At 63.6% G+C, this 18,175-nt stretch carries 14 protein-coding genes; 2 read left to right on the plus strand and 12 right to left on the minus strand.

The genetic code is table 11. The features are described 5' to 3' along the window. Positions 1-8: 8 nt before the first annotated feature. The 8 genes from miaB to trpS form a co-directional block, all read right to left on the minus strand. The gene (miaB, locus tag EO99_RS0117940) at positions 9-1,421 is read right to left on the minus strand and encodes a tRNA (N6-isopentenyl adenosine(37)-C2)-methylthiotransferase MiaB (protein ID WP_029619984.1); all 1,413 of its coding nucleotides are present in this window, start codon (positions 1,419-1,421) and stop codon (positions 9-11) included. Between the two features lie 44 nt (positions 1,422-1,465). Further along, on the minus strand, positions 1,466-2,260 hold the full coding sequence (locus tag EO99_RS0117945) for a lysophospholipid acyltransferase family protein (RefSeq protein ID WP_029619985.1): 795 nt from the start codon (positions 2,258-2,260) through the stop codon (positions 1,466-1,468). After that, positions 2,260-2,688 (minus strand): Fur family transcriptional regulator, encoded by a 429-nt coding sequence (locus tag EO99_RS0117950; protein ID WP_029619986.1) that lies wholly within the window; start codon positions 2,686-2,688, stop codon positions 2,260-2,262. The genes EO99_RS0117945 and EO99_RS0117950 overlap by 1 nt, the downstream gene beginning before the upstream one ends. 38 nt (positions 2,689-2,726) lie before the next feature. Next, positions 2,727-3,221, minus strand: a complete 495-nt coding sequence (locus tag EO99_RS0117955; RefSeq protein WP_029619987.1) for a GNAT family N-acetyltransferase — start codon at positions 3,219-3,221, stop codon at positions 2,727-2,729. Between the two features lie 5 nt (positions 3,222-3,226). Next, positions 3,227-3,889 (minus strand): tRNA (adenosine(37)-N6)-threonylcarbamoyltransferase complex dimerization subunit type 1 TsaB, encoded by a 663-nt coding sequence (tsaB, locus tag EO99_RS0117960; protein WP_029619988.1) that lies wholly within the window; start codon positions 3,887-3,889, stop codon positions 3,227-3,229. 15 nt (positions 3,890-3,904) lie between these two features. Continuing rightward, positions 3,905-4,471, minus strand: coding sequence for a NifU family protein (locus EO99_RS0117965; RefSeq protein WP_029619989.1), 567 nt, complete (start codon positions 4,469-4,471; stop codon positions 3,905-3,907). 113 nt (positions 4,472-4,584) lie between these two features. Then, positions 4,585-5,076 (minus strand): universal stress protein, encoded by a 492-nt coding sequence (locus EO99_RS0117975; protein ID WP_029619990.1) that lies wholly within the window; start codon positions 5,074-5,076, stop codon positions 4,585-4,587. Positions 5,077-5,179: 103 nt separating this feature from the next. Continuing rightward, complete coding sequence (gene trpS / locus EO99_RS0117980; RefSeq protein WP_029619991.1) at positions 5,180-6,244, minus strand: tryptophan--tRNA ligase; 1,065 nt, start codon at positions 6,242-6,244, stop codon at positions 5,180-5,182. A gap of 465 nt (positions 6,245-6,709) precedes the next feature. On the opposite strand from trpS, the gene EO99_RS0117985 reads away from it, so the two are divergent. Beyond that, positions 6,710-7,144: a YcbK family protein gene (locus EO99_RS0117985; protein WP_029619992.1), complete on the plus strand. Its 435-nt coding sequence runs from the start codon at positions 6,710-6,712 to the stop codon at positions 7,142-7,144. 3 nt (positions 7,145-7,147) lie between these two features. Here the strand turns inward: EO99_RS0117985 and murJ are convergent, their stop codons facing one another. The 4 genes from murJ to mutS all read right to left on the minus strand — a co-directional run bounded on the left by murJ (position 7,148) and on the right by mutS (position 15,686). Further along, complete coding sequence (gene murJ, locus EO99_RS0117990) at positions 7,148-8,719, minus strand: murein biosynthesis integral membrane protein MurJ (RefSeq protein WP_029619993.1); 1,572 nt, start codon at positions 8,717-8,719, stop codon at positions 7,148-7,150. Further along, positions 8,716-11,559, minus strand: a complete 2,844-nt coding sequence (locus EO99_RS0117995; protein WP_037112371.1) for a [protein-PII] uridylyltransferase — start codon at positions 11,557-11,559, stop codon at positions 8,716-8,718. The genes murJ and EO99_RS0117995 overlap by 4 nt, the downstream gene beginning before the upstream one ends. Before the next feature lie 121 nt (positions 11,560-11,680). Beyond that, positions 11,681-12,697 carry a helix-turn-helix domain-containing protein gene (locus EO99_RS0118000; RefSeq protein ID WP_156034884.1) on the minus strand — a complete coding sequence of 339 codons (1,017 nt, stop codon included), beginning with the start codon at positions 12,695-12,697 and terminating at the stop codon, positions 11,681-11,683. Positions 12,698-13,037: 340 nt separating this feature from the next. Continuing rightward, positions 13,038-15,686: a DNA mismatch repair protein MutS gene (mutS, locus tag EO99_RS0118010; RefSeq protein ID WP_081852120.1), complete on the minus strand. Its 2,649-nt coding sequence runs from the start codon at positions 15,684-15,686 to the stop codon at positions 13,038-13,040. 201 nt (positions 15,687-15,887) lie between these two features. Between mutS and EO99_RS0118015 the strand changes: the two genes are divergently transcribed. After that, complete coding sequence (locus tag EO99_RS0118015; RefSeq protein ID WP_029619997.1) at positions 15,888-18,167, plus strand: NADP-dependent malic enzyme; 2,280 nt, start codon at positions 15,888-15,890, stop codon at positions 18,165-18,167. Positions 18,168-18,175: the final 8 nt, after the last annotated feature.

An 18,175-nucleotide genomic window follows, 5' to 3' on the forward strand; every position in this document is an offset into this window, starting at 1 on the left:
CAGATGCTTCAAACTGCCACTAGACCCTGCGTCGGCTCTGCAAACAAGCTGTTCGGGCCAGTACCAATGATTCGTACCGGAATAATGTCACCGATCTGCGATGTTTTTGCATCAACATTCACAGACTGAAGCCAAGGAGATCTCCCGATCAGCTGTCCGGGCATCCGGCCCGGCTTCTCGAGCAGCAGATCGACGACCTTTCCGACACATGATTTGGCGAACTCGGCCTGCTGTTTCAAGAGCAGTGACTGAAGTCTTTCGAGGCGTTCGACCTTAACCTCCTCGGGCACGTGATCCGGCAGATCGGCACCGGGCGTTCCGGGACGCGTCGAATACTTGAACGAATAGGCCTGGGCATAATTCACGGCCTCGACGAGCTGCAGCGTTTCCTCGAAATCCGAGTCCGTCTCGCCGGGGAAACCGACGATGAAATCGCCCGACATGGCGATGTCGGGCTTTGCTGCCCGAATCCGCTCGATCAGCCGCAGATACTCCACCGCCGTGTGGCGACGGTTCATCGCCTTCAGAACCCGGTCGGAACCGGCCTGCACCGGCAGATGCAGGTAGGGCATCAGAGCCCGCAGGTCGCGGTGCGCCTCGATCAGCCGGTTGTCCATGTCGCGCGGATGGCTGGTGGTGTAGCGCAGCCGCGCCAAGCCGGGGATCTCGGCGAGCCTGTACAGGAGGTCGCCCAGGCCCCAGGTGCGTCCATCCGGCCCTTCGGCACGCCAGGCGTTGACGTTCTGGCCAAGCAGGGTGATCTCGCGCACGCCGCTGTCGGCAAGGCGCGCTGCCTCGTCGAGGATCTGGCGCAACGGCCGGGACACCTCGGCACCGCGGGTATAGGGGACCACGCAGAAGGTACAAAACTTGTCGCAGCCTTCCTGGACGGTAAGGAAGGCCGTCACGCCGCGCGCACGAATGCTCGCCTTGCCGGCGGCCGGCAGGTGCTCGAACTTGTCCTCGACCGCATAGTCCGTGTCGACGACACGATCCCCCTGGCGGGCGCGCCGCAATGCGTCGGGAAGCCGGTGATAGGTCTGCGGGCCGATCACCACGTCCACCGACGGCTCGCGCCGCAAGATCTCTTCGCCTTCGGCCTGCGCCACGCAGCCGGCAACGCCGATCATCAGCTCCTGCCCCTCGGCGTTGCGCGCCTTCTTCATGTCGCGCAGACGGCCAAGCGCGGAATAGACCTTGTCGGCCGCCTTCTCGCGAATGTGGCAGGTGTTGAGGAGGATGAGGTCGGCCTCCCCCATCTCCTCCGTCGGCACATAGCCTTCGCTCGCCAGCGCATCGCCCATGCGGGCGGAATCATAGACGTTCATCTGGCAGCCGTAGGTCTTGATGAAGACCTTGCGCGTGGGGGCGCCAGCCAAGTTTTCAGCGGGTGAGGTGGGGATCACGGTATCGGTGCTCATAGGCGGCTGTTTACCGCAAGACGGGCCGCAATAGAAGCGTCGAGTTAGCCGTAATCGCGGCCGCGCAGGCAGGCGAGCAACATGCGGCGGATCTGCGCTGCGACATTGGCGCTGAGGAGCTTGCGATTGTCTCCGGCCCTGAACTCGATCGTTTCACCGAAGGAAACCTCCACATCGATGGCTTCCGCCTTCAGCACACCCATCAGATGCGGAACCAGCTCGATGTCGCCGGGCCAGGCGGCGATAGGGCGATGGTAGCGGCCCATCGCCATGCCATAGACGCGGGTATAGGCGATGGCGACCGGCTGGACATGAACGATATTGCCGGGGACATGCGGGACGGCCGCAGCCGCCGCGCCGAAGAGCGACGACTTGATGTCCAGGAGCCGGTTGCCGTCGGAGGTGGTTCCCTCCGGAAACAGCACGACGATCTCGCCGGCCGTCAGCCGCTCGGCAATTTGCGTCACCTGGGCGCCGGCCTTGCGCTTGTCTTCCCGCGCGACGAAGATCGTCTTCTGCAGCTTGGCCAGAGGCCCGAAGATCGGCCAGCTTGCCACCTCCGACTTGGCGATGAAAGTGACATCGGCAATGGCACCGAGGACCAGGATGTCCTTCCAGGACGCATGGTTTGCCGCGAGCATGACCGGGCGGCGTTTCTCCAACTGGCCGTGCACGTGAATGCGGATGCCGAGAAGACGGCAGGCGGCACGGTGCCAGAGGCGCGGGATGTGGCGCCGGATCTTCAGGTCGAGAGCGAGCGCCACCAGCTGAAACGGCAACAGCGCCAGCGTGACGATGGCCAGCGCCACAACGACGAACCCGATCCGCAGCCAGGTGATCAAGCGTCGTCCTTGTCCAGCGGGATCCCGTAGAGTTCGAGGCGATGACCGACGAGGCGAAAGCCGTGTTCGCGCGCGATACGCTCCTGCAGCGCCTCGATCTCCGGGGAGTGGAATTCGATGACGGTGCCGGATTTCACGTCGATCATGTGATCGTGGTGCTCTTCCGGAACCGTCTCGTAGCGCGAGCGACCATCGCGGAAATCGTGCCGTTCGATGATTCCCTCGTCCTCGAACAGCTTCACCGTGCGGTAGACGGTGGAAATCGAGATGCGGGGATCGACCTTGGACGAGCGCCGGTACAGTTCCTCGACGTCCGGATGGTCGTCGGACTCCTGCAGTATCCGGGCAATGACGCGGCGCTGGTCCGTCATGCGCATGCCCTTTACGGCGCACAGTTCCTCCAGCGTCTGGGAAAGATCTGTCATGACGTTGCCGCCTTCATTCAATTCACAGTTCGATGGAACTAGCGAAGATCGCGCTTCATGACAAGCGCGGCGGACTTCGTGCCATCAGGGTTGGAATAATAGGCCGGGCGCTCCGCAACCGTCTGGAAATTCAGCTTCCGGTAAAGCCCGACAGCAGCCTCATTGGCTGCCTCGACCTCCAGGAAGACCACCTCGCCTCCGCGCTGGCTTGCCTCGCGCAGCGCCGCCTGCATCAGACGCCAGCCGAGACCGGATCTGCCGAATTTCGTCGACACCGCGATGGACAGGATTTCCGCCTCCCCCGCCGTTTCGCGCGCCAGGACGAAGCCGCCGATCGGCCGCGAAAAAAACGCGTTCGTCTGGCGGGCCACGAAGCCAAAGACGTTCGGCTGCAGGAAGAGGCTCATGAACTCGCCGTCGCTCCACTGTCGGGGGAAGCGCTGGCCATGGAGCAGGGACGCCTCAAAACAATCGTCGGCCACCCAGGGAACGATTTCGAAGAATGGCTTCCACTGCAGATAGGCGTCGATCATCAAACTCAGGCCCGGGCAAGTGCATAGCCAGTTTGCGGCTTGGCATCCGGCCCCCGCAGATACAGTGGCTTGGGCTTGGATGCACCCGCGACTTTCGCCGCACCCAGGCGGGCGACCGTCGCGATATCGAAGCGGTCGCCGCTTGAAGCCTCGGTCGACGCGTCGAGTGCGAGGGATCGGCCGGATCCACTGAGGTCCGCAGACAGGGAAGCCACCAGCGCGGCGGTTTCCTGAGGGGACATCGCCGCCGGATCACCCAAGGGGCTTCCATCCTGGGCAAAGGCCTGGACATAGAGTTCGCCGCGCTTGGCATCCATCGCGACGACGACTGGTCGTCCCGGATTTCCTTCGAGGTATCCGAGTGCAAGCGCTTCGAGCGTGGTGACACCGACGCATTCGGCGCCAAGGGCCAGGGCAAGGCCCCTCGCCGTCGCGACGCCAACGCGGATGCCCGTAAACGAGCCGGGGCCAATCACGACGGCAATCCGGCCGACCTCGCTCAACTCGCGACCAGCCTGCGACAGCGCCTCGTCGATCACGGCCATGAGCCTCTCGGCATGGCCCTTGCCGATCATATCGGTTATGGCAGCAAGGACCTGACCGGTGTCGCTGTCAAAGACCGCGGCGGAGCAATCCACCCCGGCCGTATCGATTGCCAAGATTATCATCCGCCGAGGGCAGCCTTAAAGCGCTTCGACCGCCTGCACTTCCGGTACGAAGTGGCGAAGCAGGTTCTGGACGCCGTGCTTCAACGTCGCAGTCGAGGACGGGCAACCGGAACAGGCGCCCTTCATGTTGAGGTAGACCGTGCCGTCCTTGAAGCCCTTGAAGGTGATGTCACCACCGTCCTGCGCAACGGCCGGACGAACGCGGGTCTCCAGCAGTTCCTTGATGGTGGCGACGAGCGTCTCGTCACCTTCCTCGTAGAACTCGCCCTCTTCGTCAGAAATCTCCGCCGTGCTGGTGCCGCCCCCCATGACCGGCTGCCCGGACATGAAGTGCTCCATGATCGAGCCGAGAATGGCCGGCTTCATGTGCTGCCATTCGCCGACCTCCTTGGTGACGGTGATGAAGTCAAAGCCAAGGTAGACACCGGTGACGCCGGGGACCGCAAACAGGCGGGATGCCAGCGGCGATGCGTCGGCCTCGCCGGCGTTGCGGAAATCGGCGGTGCCTTTTTCCATCACGACCTTGCCGGGCAGGAATTTCAGGGTCGCCGGGTTCGGCGTTGCCTCGGTCTGGATGAACATCTTGCATCTCCTGAGGGCCGGTTGGCACCTTCACTTTAGAATTCTTCCAAAGAAGATAATCCCAATCATCTTTGCGTTCAAGTGCGCCTTCCGAAAACCTCCGTCAAGGCTGGTCAGCACAGCGCATCGATTTCCTCATCCGTGAGGCTGTCGGGAAGAACGGTGACCGGGATGGGGAAGATTGCGCCGCGACCGGCGATGGCCGAAACCAGAGGGCCGGGCCCTTCCTTTGCAGAGGCTGCCGCGAGAACGAGAATGGCGATGTCCCGGTCTTCTTCCACCAGGCTGTTGATCTCCTCCGTGGCATTGCCCTCGCGAATGACGATCTCCGGATCGGTGCCGATGCTCTCGCGCACCTTCTGGGCCGCCTTGGCCATGATGGCCTCGGCTTCTTCGCGGGCTTCCGCGCGCATGATCGCCTCTACGCCCAGCCACTGCTGAAAATCCCCTTCCGGGATGACGTACAGCAGGACGAGTCCGCCGTTGGAGTTCTTGGCGCGCCGCCCGGCATAGTGGACGGCGCGTTCGCATTCGGGCGTGCCGTCGATGACGGCCATGAACTTGCGGCGATGCCCCTCAAGGCGCGAAAGTCGTTTCGATACCATGGCAGCTCTCTTCCTCCCCGATCTCGACCCGATGGGTCGAGCAGCGGAATTTATACCAAAGCCGGAAAATGAAAACCGGCCCCTCTGCGGCCATCAGACACAATCAGCGCAGGAAGCCGATGATGTCGAAGACTTCCGCCATCACCTTCTCGGCCCTTGCCCTTGCCCGTTCCCCGCCATCGCGCAGAATGGCATCGATGTGGGTCGTATCGCCCATCAGGCGGCGCATTTCCTCTGTGATGGGGGAAAGCACGTGGACGGCAAGATCGGCAAGCGCCGGCTTGAAGGCGGAAAACTGCTGGCCGCCGAACTCCTGCAGGACGTCGTCCTTCGTGCGGTCCGCGAGCGCCGCATAGATGCCGACGAGATTCTCGGCCTCCGGACGCCCCTTCAGGCCTTCGACCTCGCTCGGCAGCGAATCCGGATCGGTCTTAGCCTTGCGGATCTTCTTCAGGATGGTGTCGGCGTCGTCCATCAGGTTGATGCGCGACAGGTCCGAGGGGTCGGACTTCGACATCTTCTTCGTACCGTCCTTCAACGACATGACGCGCGGCGCCGGACCTTCGATCAGCGGCTCGACCAAAGGAAAATAGCCATGGATCGGCTCTTCGCCGACAACCATGTCGACACCGGTGCCGGTTTCGCGGATCTTCTGCTGGAAGTCGATGTTGAACTTCTGGGCAATGTCGCGGGCCAGCTCGAGGTGCTGCTTCTGGTCGTCGCCGACGGGAACATGGGTGGCGCGGTAGACGAGAATGTCCGCGGCCATCAGGCTCGGATAGGCAAGCAGGCCCAGCGAGGCGTTCTCGCGGTCCTTGCCGGCCTTGTCCTTGAACTGCGTCATGCGGTTCATCCAGCCGATGCGCGCCACGCAGTTGAAGATCCAGGCAAGTTCCGCGTGCTGCGGAACGGCCGACTGGTTGAAGACGATGTGCTTGACCGGATCGATGCCCGACGCGATGAACGCGGCCGCGATGGAGCGGATCTGGTTGCGCAGGTCATCGTGCACGAGCTGGGCGGTGATGGCATGCAGATCGACGACGCAATAAATGCAGTCGTTGTTCTCCTGCAGCGCCACGAATTTGCGGATGGCGCCGAGATAGTTGCCGAGGTGCAGGTTCCCGGTCGGCTGGACGCCCGAGAAGACGAGCGGCTGGAAGGTGGTCATGGTGTCCTCAATAGGCTGGTGGAGGGCCCCAGGCCGAAAGGCCATGTTGCTAACGACGGCGCTTATGCACGCCGCCGCCTGCCCGATCAAGTGGAGGCGAGGGTCGTGCCAAGGCCTCAATCGCTCAATTCTGTCTTATTTTCGTCACATTTCGAGGTGGGCGACGGTGCGCCTGCTTCGCCAGAAGCTTTTGGAACGGCATTCCTGCATATTTTCAGAGCAAGAGGGTACGCTTTTCCTCGCGCTTCTGCATAGCTTCCTATCAATTCCGATCAGCCTGATTCGTAAGGGACTTTGGAATGTTCTACCCCGCGCGATCGACTTTCCTGCCGGCAGGATGCATTGCAGCAAAGACTTAACCATACGCGCCAGCAACAAACCTCCATATTTGCGCCACGTTCTGGAACGATTTTCCGCCGCACCAAAGCCGGCCCGGATGATCTCGGGCCTATTGTGGGGGATACCATGCGCATTATTTATCGTGTCGCGCTTGCCTCTCTTCTCTCGCTTGGCATGAGCGGGATTGCGGAAGCCGACAACAGCCAGAAGCGTCGTGGCAACATCTTCAAGCACGACTACACCGCTGCCTATACGGTCCAGCGGGTAAGCGTCAGGACGAGTTGCTTTCCGAACAAGCTGAAAGCAATCCTGGCCCATATCGCGGTCCAGACCGGCAAGAAGCCGATGGTCACGTCCGGGCACAGACCCCGATCCGGCCGCTCGCAGCACAGCCACTGTTACGCAGCCGACATCCGGGTGCCGGGGATCTCCGAGAAGACCATTCTTGCCGCCGCGGCCTCCGCACCGGGCATTGGCGGGATCGGTCGATACTGCAACGGCCTCGTGCATGTCGACATCGGCCCGAAGCGTCGCTGGGCCCACTGCGGTCGCCGGAAGTAGACTTTAGACCTTCGGCGGCTTGCGCTTGAGGTTCCGGCGGATCATTCCGCTGTCGGCACCGCCGATGACAAAGGCGACCGGGAAATAGACCAGCATTGCGAACGCCAGCAGACAGGCCAGCGCGGCCACCTGCTGCAGGAGCGACACCTCCGGCGCGAGCCACGGCGCCGCATATGGCAGGGCATAGACCAGCGCCGCCCCCATCACGCCTGCAGAGACCAGTAGAAGCAGTGTCCGCCTCAGCAGCGCCCATTCCCACGGCAGGTCCCCTCGCCACAGCAGCGTGGAGAAGAGAAGCGTGGCATTGATCCAGCCCGCCGTGGCCTCGGCGGTGGCAATGCCCTGTTCGGCAAGGATCGGGAAAAGCGCGATCGCCAGGACAGAGTTGACGACCACCGATACGATCGTGAAGCGCATCGGCGTGCGAGTGTCTTCGCGCGCATAAAATCCCGGCTGCAGCGCCTTGATCAGGACGAAGCCCGGAAGGCCGATCCCATACACCGCCAGAATCGAAGCCACGACCGCGGAGTTTTCCGCCGAGAATGCACCGCGCTCGTAGAGCACGCGAATGATCGGTTCGGACAGGATCCAGAGGCCGACCGCCGCCGGCAGGGTCAGGAACAGCACAAATTCGAGCGAACGGTTCTGGATACCCGCCGCCTCCTTCATGTGCCCGCCCTTCAGCGCGCGCGACAGTTCGGGAAGCAGCACGACCCCCACCGCGACGCCGACCACGCCCAAGGGCAGCTGGTATATGCGGTCAGCGTACTGAAGCGCCGCAATGGCACCGTCCTTGGTCGAGGCAATAGCCTGGCCGATCACCTGGTTGATCTGCGTGACGCCGCCGGTGATGGCAGCAGGGACGGCGAGAACGAGAAGCCGCTTGACGTTGGGCGTCATCCGAGGCCGCCGGAAGCCGATCCGGATACCCGCATGGCGGACGCCGAAGTAGACGACGGAGAGCTGCAGGACGCCGGCCACCAGGACGCTCCAGGATAGATACCATGCTGTCAACAAGGCATCCGCGCCGCTCCACCAGGCGTAGCCCAGGGCCGCGATCATCACGATGTTCAGGAAAACCGGCGCGATGGCTGCCGCGAAGAAATAATGCAGCGAGTTGAGCATGCCGCTCATCATCGCCGTCAGCGACATGCACATCAGGTAGGGGAACATCACCGCTGCGAGCCGGACAGTCAGTGCCGACTTTTCCGGATCGTCGGCGAAGCCTGGCGCAATGATCCAGTCGACCAGCCAGGGCATGGCGAGTTCCATGGCGATGGTGATCAGCATCAGCACCGAGAAGAGGACGCCGAAGACTTCCTCGGAGAACCGCCTGGCGCCATCCACGCCATTGGTCTCGATCTCCTTCGAGAACAGCGGCACGAAGGCGGCGTTGAAGGCACCTTCTGCAAAGAGGCGTCGAAACAGGTTGGGAAAACGGAAGGCGGCATAGAAGACGTCCGCCATGGGGCCGGTCCCGAGGGCCGCCGCCATCATCGTCTCACGGGCAAAGCCGAACAGGCGGCTGCCCAGCGTGGCACCGCCGACGGTCGCAAACTTCCTGACGAGGCTCATGCTTCCGCCGCCTTTGGCCGGCGCTGTGCCGTCTGTGCGCGCCGATTAGGCGCCGGTGCCGGAGCGATGATGCCGGACGGCATGCCGCGCCTCAGCTCGTCCTCCTGCTCGCTCATCACCGCCTTCAGCCGCGCCGTGATATTGCCCTGGCGGTTTTCATTGGTGATCTTCGAGCCCAGAAGGTCTGTGACATAGAAGGTATCGATGACCTTTTCGCCGAAGGTGGTGATGCGGGCGGAGTGGATGTCGAGCGACAGGTCGGCCAGCACGGCGGTGATCTCCGCCAGAAGGCCGGTTCGGTCGAGGCACTCGACCTCGATGACCGTGAACTTGTTCGACAGGCCGTTCGAGAGGATCACCGATGGCGGGATGTGGAACGTCTTGTTGCGTTTCTTGCCCTTGGCGCGAGTGGCGATGACCTCGGGCAGCCGCTTCTTGCCCGACAGCACGTCCTCGATCATCTTGCCGATGGTTGCCGCCCGGCGCGTCTCGTCCTCGTCGATCGCAAACTCGCGGTTGATGAGGATCGTGTCGAGCGCCCGGCCATCCGTCGTCGTGAAGATCTGCGCGTCCGCGATATTGGCGCCCGCCGCCGCACAGGCGCCGGCGATGATCGACAGCAGCCGGGGATGGTCCGGCGCCAGAACGGTGATTTCGGTGATGGCGTGGAAGGAGTGCGTGCGCACCATGGTCGCCAGCACATGCCCGGCCCTATCGGTGTCGCGAATGAAGTGGGCATGCCGGACCTGGTCGTCGAGGGCCACCGAGAGCAGATAGGGCTGGTAGTGCAGCGTCGAATAAACGCGGCGGTCCTTCTGGCTCCAGTCCGACAGGGCCTGGAAAAGCTCCTCCTCCGCGTGCTTTGCCCGCTCCTTGCGCGAGACCTCCGAAAAGCCGCCGGAGAGCAGAAGCTCGGTCTCGTAATAGAGGGTGCGCAGCAGCTGGCCCTTCCACCCGTTCCAGACGCCCGGACCGACGGCGCGAATGTCGCAGATCGTCAGGATCAGCAGCAACCGCAGCCGATCCATCGACTGCACCTTCTCGGCGAAATCGGTGATCGTCTTGCGGTCATGCAGATCGCGGGTCTGGGCGGTCATCGACATGATCAGATGCTCTTCGATCAGCCAGACCACCAGTTCCGTCTGCTTCGCGTTCAGACCGAGGCGCGGGCAGAGCTTGCGCGCAATGCGGGCGCCGGCGATGGAATGGTCCTCCTGTCGCCCCTTGGCGATGTCGTGGAGCAGCACCGCGACATAGAGCGCGTCGCGTTCCTCGACGGAGGGCATCAGCTTGTTGGCCAGCGGATGAATGTCGGCAGCCTTGCCCTGGTCGACCTCCGACAGCGCTTCCACCGAGCGGAGCAGGTGCTCATCCACCGTATAGTGGTGATACATGTTGAACTGCATCATTGAGACGATCCGCCCGAAGTCCGGAATGAAGCGGCCGAGCACGCCCGCCTCGTTCATCCGCCTCAGCATCAGCGCCGGAGCGCGCCGCGAGGTCAGCATGGACAGGAACAGGCGGTTGGCTTCTTCGTCCTCGCGCACCTCGTCGGTGATCAGCGACAGGGAGCGCGTCACGCGTTTCAGCGCGTCCGGGTGGAACTCCAGATCGTTGATGTCGGCGACGTGGAAAAGCCGGATGATGTTGACCGGATCGCGCTTGAAGACGTCAGGATCGGCCAGCGTGATGCGGCCGCGGTCCTGGACGAAATCCACGGTTCCCGGGATCTTGTGGACGCGCTTGGTGAAGCGCGAGATGACGTTCTTCAGCCCTGGCGCCTCCTTGGCCTGCTCGTCTTCGAGCGCGGCGCAGAAGATGCGGGTCAGATCGCCGACATCCTTGGCGACGAGGAAATAGTGCTTCATGAAGCGTTCGACGGCCGCCAGGCCCGGCCGCGTGTGGTAGCCGAGGCTTTCCGCGATCTCCCGCTGGATGTCGAATGACAGCCGCTCCTCCGCCTTGCCGGTCAGAAAGTGCATGTGGCAGCGCACGGCCCAGAGAAAATCGTCCGACTTCTGGAAGACCTTCCACTCGTGTCGCGACAGGACGCCGAGCTTGACGAGTTCCTCCGCGTCGCGAATGCGGTAGTAGTATTTCGAGATCCAGAAAAGCGTGTGCAGGTCGCGCAGGCCGCCCTTGCCTTCCTTGACGTTCGGCTCGACCAGATAGCGCGTATCGCCCGCCTTCTGGTGGCGCTGGTCGCGCTCGGCGAGCTTGGCTGCCACGAATTCCGGGCCGGTGCCGGCGACGATCTCCGTGTCGAAGCGTTTCTCCAGATCGGCGACCAGGGCCTCGTCGCCGCAGATGTAGCGGCTTTCCAAAATCGCCGTGCGGATCGTCATGTCGGTCTTGGCCAGCTGGATGCATTCCTCGACCGTGCGGGTGGCATGGCCGACCTTGAAGCCCATGTCCCAGAGCACGTAGAGCAGGAATTCCACCGCCTTGCGCATCGCCTCGGAGTTCTTCGCCGGCAGCAGGAAGAGAAGATCGATGTCTGACCCCGGCGCCAACGTATCGCGGCCGTAGCCGCCGACGGCGGCGACGGCAACCCGCGTCGCCTCCGGCTGGACCTTCTCGGCGATCGTCTCGTGCAGGACCTGGATCAGCTGGTCCTGCAACCAGGACAGCCGCCGCGCGCAGGCGAGCCCGCCGCCGTCCTTGTCGAGCAGGCTGCGGATTGTGCTGCGGCTCTCGGTGCTTGCCTTGCGCAGGATGGCGAGCAGGGCCGCACGCATCTCCAGCATCGTCTGGCTGTCGTCCTTGACCACCGCCCGGCATTGCGCCCGCAACTGGTCCACATCGAGAATGTCGGAGAAGTCGTTCACGTCTGTCGCCATGTCGTCCTGCTGATGCCAACCCCGGGCAGGCTATATCCGCTCCGGGGGATGCTGGACAATGTTTATCATTGCCGAGTTTTCAAAGTCGTTTTTCGTCTTGTGACACGTTACCGCGTCTGTTTCACCGGCTTGCAGCCTCTTTCGCACGGCACCGGCTGCGATATTCCGAGGGACTTTGGCCGGTGATGCGGCGGAACTCCCGGTTGAAGTTGGACTTCGTGGAGAAACCCGATTCCAGCATGACCTGGGTTGAGGACATGTCCGTCTCCTGCAGGAGACGGCACGCTTCGGCAACCCTATACCCGTTTACAAACTGCGATACGTTGAGGCCCGTTGCCCTGTTCACGGCAGCGGAAACATTCCGTGCCGGCACGCCTGCCTGCCTTGCAAGCTTCGTCAGACTGAGATCATCCCGCTTGTAGAGTTTCCGGTCCTCAAGCGCCGCCCCTACCTTGGCGACAATCTCGCGGTCGTCGTCAGACACTTTGGCCGTGGCGGCCGTCGCTCCACCGGCCGAAGCGTCGTCACCGGCTGCCAGATAGTAGACGAGGACTGCCAGGATCGGCGCAAGGTTCATCAGGCTGACGGCGACAGGCACTCCGGAGTTGCCATAGCGGCTGGCGTAGAGCCAGAGCAGCCCGTCGCTGGCGCCAAAGAAGAGCATGAGCCCGGCCGTCAGGCGTGCTGCCCGAAGAACGGCGGTAACGCGGTGGAAAGGTGCCCTTTCCACCGCCACCTCGCCGCCGGTGCGCGTCATCTGGTAAAGCAAGGCTCCATAGGAGATGAAAATAACAAGAAGCAGCGGGTCGACGAGATTGCGGTTCGCCCATACGGCCATGGCAACGGCAGCCGGGGCCGCAAGATGTACCCATTGCGACACCACCCGCTGCGTCGTCAGAGCCTGAAAGGCAAGGAAAGCAAGCGGCGGCATTGCAGCGGCCGAGACGGGCAGGAATGGCGCCAGGGTTTCGATGCCATACCCGAAGCGCAGACCGATTCCCACGCCCTGCAGCGCATACAGTACCAGGAACAGGTTGAAGTAGAGGCGTGTCCCTGGAACGGCGACATGGCGCAAGCTGCGGTGAAGCACCAGAGCGAAGGTAAGGCCGGCGAGAAAGGGCAAGGGGACGGATAGCACCAGCGACCTCTCTAGCGGGGACCTTAATCGTGATCTTGGAGGCCTTTATCACGTTTCAAGTCGAATGGCAGGAGGGACAGGGCTCCATTCGGATGGCACGAAAAACATCACAGAGTCCTGAAAATGCGTCCTCGCCACCTCATCATTCCACTGCTGGCAATCTTCGCCATCGCAGATCCAGCCGATGCCTTCGAGGCCGGCACGCGCGCTGGATGACGTACCAGCCACCTCACCCTGCGGCCGCTGAATCCGTTCTCGTCACCCGTCCGGCCAAGGCTGGCGGGGACACGGTGGCGGCGACATTCTTCGGGAGGACCTTCACAAGGAGCTTCCTCGAGCGCTAGTTGCGCAGCTGCTTCTTCAGCGCATAGAGCGCGTCCAAGGCATCCCTCGGCGTCATGTCGTCCGGGTTGATCGCCTTCAGCGCCTCCTCGATCCTGGACGGGCCGGCTTTCTTCTGTTCCTCGCGGCGGACGGCGACCTGGAAGAGGGGCAGGTCGTCGATCAGCTGGCTGGCAGGGTTCTTGCGGTCGGAATCTTCCAGCTGGGTCAGAACATCGCGGGCGCGGGCGACGACGGAGGCCGGCAGGCCGGCGAGCCTTGCCACCTGAATGCCGTAGGAGCGGTCGGCGGCACCGGGACCGACCTCATGCAGGAAGATGACGTCGCCGTCCCATTCCTTCACCCGCATCGTTGCATTCGACAGCCGGTTGAGCTTCTCCGACAGCACGGTGAGCTCGTGGAAGTGGGTGGCGAACAACCCGCGGCAGCGGTTGGCCTCATGCAGGTGCTCGACGGCGGCCCAGGCGATCGACAGGCCGTCAAAGGTTGCCGTGCCGCGGCCGATCTCGTCGAGGATGACCAGCGAACGATCGCTCGCCTGATTGAGAATTGCTGCCGTCTCGACCATTTCCACCATGAAGGTGGAGCGTCCGCGGGCCAGATCGTCGGAGGCGCCAACGCGCGAGAACAGGCGGTCGACGACGCCGATATGGGCGGAGGCTGCCGGCACGAAGGAGCCCATCTGGGCGAGGATGGCAATCAGCGCGTTCTGGCGCAGGAAGGTCGACTTACCGCCCATGTTCGGGCCGGTGAGCAGCCAAAGCGCTCCGAACTCGCCGTCGCCCGAGGGGGAAAGATCACAGTCGTTGGCGATGAAGGGTCCGTCCGACTTGCGCCGCAGCGCCTGTTCCACCACCGGATGGCGGCCGCCTTCGATGGCAAACATCCGCGAGGCGTCCACCGTCGGACGGTGATAGCCCCATTCCTCGGCCAGCAGCGCCAGACCGGCGGCGACATCGATTTCCGCAATGGCGCGGGCGCCCTTCTTGATCGCTTCTGCTTCTGCCGTGACCGCCTCGACCATGCGATCGAATGCCGAGAGTTCGATCGCCAGGGCGCGATCCGCGGCATTGGCAATCCGGCTTTCCAGATCGGCGAGTTCGGTGGTGGTAAAGCGCATCGCGTTCGCCATGGTCTGGCGATGGATGAAACGGGCCTTGCCTTCCGGACTGTCGGTCATCGGTCCGGCATTGCCGGCGGTGACTTCGATGAAATAGCCGAGCACATTGTTGTGCTTGATCTTGAGCGACCGGATGCCGGTGTCTTCGGCATATTGCAGCTGCAGGCCGGCGATGACGCGGCGCGACTGGTCGCGCAGCGCCCGCACCTCGTCGAGTTCGGCATCGGCCCCGTCGCGCAGGAACCCGCCGTCCCGCTTCAGAAGCGGCAGTTCGTCGGCGAGCATGTCGCTCAGCTGTCGCTCAAGCGCCGATGGCAAAGCTCTCAGATCGGCAAGCGCCTGGCCGAGTTCCTCCGGCAGCATGACCTTCTCGAGATCGTCGACAACCGCCCGCGCGGCTTCGAGGCCATGCAGGATGGCGCCGAGATCCCGCGGACCACCACGGTCGAGCGCCAGGCGCGACAAGGCACGCGGCATGTCCGGCACCTGCTTCAGCGACGCGCGCAGGTCCGAGCAGAGCGACGGCTCGCCCAGAAGGAAGGAGATCGAATCCAGCCTGCGGTTGATCGGCTCCGGATCGGTCAGCGGCGACATCAGCCGCTCGGCCAGCAGGCGGGCACCGCCGCCGGTCACGGTGCGGTCGATCGCCTTCAGAAGCGTCCCGTCCCTATCCCCCGAAAGCGTCCGGGTCAGTTCCAGATTGCCGCGGGTGGCCGGATCGATAAAGAGCGTCGAGGCGGCACTTTCGCGCTCGGGGATGGCGAGCGGCGGCCGCTCGGCAATCTGCGTCTTCTCGACATAGGCGATGGCGGCCGAGGCTGCGGCAAGCTCGGCACGCGAGAAACTGCCAAAGCCGTCCAGTGTCCCGACACCGAAATAGCGGGTGATGCGGCCTTCGGCGCTGGCACTGTCGAAGAGGACGCCCGGCTGCGGCACCGCCACCTTGCCGAGCACGTCGAACACCGGCTTCAGGTCCGGGTCGTGGAACATCGTGTCGGGCACGATCAGTTCGCGCGGCTCGATGCGCAGAATATCGGCCAGAAGCCGCGACTGGTCCGTCTCCGCCAGCCGGAAGACGCCCGTGGAGATGTCGATCCAGGCAAGCGCCAGCAGCGGCTCCGACGTGCCGCGAATGCGGGCGAGCGCCATCAGGTAGTTGGATTCCGACGGCGAGAGGAGCTTGTCCTCGGTCAGCGTGCCGGGGGTTACCAGCCGCACGACGTCCCGCTTCACCACCGATTTGGAGCCACGCTTGCGGGCCTCGGCCGGGTCTTCCACCTGCTCGCAGACGGCAACGCGGAAGCCGAGTGAAATCAGCCTCTGCAGGTAATCGTCGGCAGCGTGGATCGGCACGCCGCACATGGGGATGTCCTGCCCCATGTGCTGGCCGCGCTTCGTCAGCGTGATCCCCAGCGCGCGGGCGGCCTCCACCGCATCCTCGAAGAACAGCTCGTAGAAGTCGCCCATGCGGTAGAAGAGCAGTGAACCCGGATTGTTCGCCTTGATCTCGATGTACTGCTCCATCATCGGCGTTGCCGTCGCACGGCTCTCGTCCGAGGCAAGCTCGGCGGCCGTCAGGGCGTCAATGGCGAAGCGTTGGTGCTGGGTCACGGGCCGATTTTCTGTTGCGGAAGCTGATGGCCGACTCTATCGATGATGGCCCCTGAAAGACAACCGATACCGCAGCCAGGAGGTTGGCTGCCCACAAAAAGCTGGAGGAGCTTTGCCATGAACGACAAGATCACCCGATCGCGGGCTTCCGTTACCGAACAGGAAGCCCTTGCGTTCCATGCCGAAGGACGCCCCGGCAAGCTGGAAATCAACCCGACGAAGCCGATGGCGACGCAGCGCGACCTGTCGCTGGCCTATTCGCCGGGCGTAGCGGTGCCGGTGAAGGCCATCGCTGCCGATCCCGACTGCGCCTACGATTACACGACGCGCGGCAACATGGTGGCCGTCATCTCCAACGGCACGGCGATCCTCGGCCTCGGCAATCTCGGGGCGCTGGCCTCGAAGCCGGTGATGGAAGGCAAGGCGGTGCTGTTCAAGCGCTTCGCCGACGTCGATTCCATCGATCTGGAGGTCGACACGGAGAATGTCGACGAGTTCATCAACTGCGTGCGCTTCCTCGGGCCTTCCTTCGGCGGCATCAACCTGGAAGACATCAAGGCGCCGGAGTGCTTCATCATCGAGAGCCGCCTGCGCGAGCTCATGGACATCCCGGTCTTCCATGACGACCAGCACGGCACGGCGATCATCGCCGCAGCCGGTCTGATCAATGCGCTGGAACTGACGGGCCGCGATCTGACGACGACGAAGCTCGTCTGCAACGGCGCGGGTGCGGCCGCCATCGCCTGCATGGAGCTCATCAAGGCGATGGGCTTCGCTGCCGAAAACATCATCCTCTGCGATACCAAGGGCGTCATCTACCAGGGCCGCACCGAGGGCATGAACCAGTGGAAATCCGCTCATGCCGCCAAGACCGACAAGCGGACGCTGGAAGAGGCGATGAAGGGTGCCGACGTGGTGTTCGGCCTGTCGCAGAAGGGCGCCTTTTCCGAGGAAATGATCCGCTCGATGGCGGACAGGCCGATCATCTTCGCGATGGCCAATCCGGATCCGGAGATCACGCCCGAGGAGGTGGCCCGCATCCGCGACGACGCAATCATGGCGACCGGGCGTTCGGACTATCCGAACCAGGTCAACAACGTGCTGGGCTTCCCCTATATCTTCCGTGGCGCGCTTGATGTGCGCGCGACCCAGATCAACGATGCGATGAAGATCGCTGCCGTGCGGGCGCTTGCCAATCTCGCCCGCGAGGACGTGCCCGACGATGTGGCCGCCGCCTACCAGGGCAACCGGCCGCGGTTCGGCTCGCAGTACATCATCCCGGTTCCGTTCGACCCGCGACTGATCTCGGCGATCCCGGTCGCGGTGGCGGAAGCGGCCATGGAAAGCGGCGTCGCCCGACGCAACATCACCGATCTCGCCGCCTATGGCCGAGAGCTTTCGGCCCGCCGCGATCCGATGGCCGCGACCACGCAGGGCATCTACGAGCGCGTGCGGCGCTTCCCGAAGCGGGTCGTCTTTGCGGAAGCCGAAGAGGAGCAGGTGATGCGGGCGGCGGTTTCCTTTGCCCACCACGGGCTTGGAACGGCCATCCTGCTGGGCCGCGACGATGTCATCCGCACGACCGCGGAGAAGGCCGGTATCGACCTCGATCGCCCCGGCATCGAAATCGTCAACGCCCGCATCTCCACCCGGGTCGAGGCTTATATCGATCACCTCTACGAAAGGCTGCAGCGGCAGGGTTTCCTCCTGCGCGACGTGCAGCGGCTCATCCACAATGACCGCAATCACTTTGCGGCCACCATGGTCGCGGTGGGCGACGCCGACGCGATGGTGACCGGCACCACCCGCAACTATGCCTCAGCACTCCAGGACGTGCGCCGCTGCATCGATACGAAGCCGGGACACCGGGTGATCGGGGTCTCGCTTGCGCTGTCGCGCGGCCGGACCGTGTTCGTTGCCGATACCGCCGTCCACGACATGCCGACGGCCGAGGAACTGGCCGATATTGCCGTGGAGGCCGCACGGGTCGCCCGCCGCATGGGGTATGAACCGCGCGTGGCGATGCTCGCCTATTCCACCTTCGGCCAGCCCACGGGAGAGCGCTCGGAGCGGGTGCGCGAGGCGGTGAGGATCCTGGACAAGCGGCGGGTGGATTTCGAATATGACGGGGAAATGGCCGCGGACGTGGCACTCAATCCGCACCGCATGGAGCAGTATCCGTTCTGCCGTCTGTCAGGCACGGCCAATGTGCTCGTCATGCCGGCGATCCATTCCGCATCGATCTCGACGCGGATGCTGCAGGAACTGGGTACCGCGACCGTCATCGGACCGCTGCTGGTTGGCCTGGACAAATCCGTGCAGATCACCTCGATGGGCGCCAAGGACTCCGACATCGTCAACATGGCCGCGATTGCCGCCTACAACGCCGGCACCTGAGACTGGCG

The sequence above is a fragment of the Pseudorhizobium marinum genome, assembly GCF_000705355.1.
Taxonomy (GTDB): Bacteria; Pseudomonadota; Alphaproteobacteria; order Rhizobiales; family Rhizobiaceae; genus Neorhizobium; species Neorhizobium pelagicum.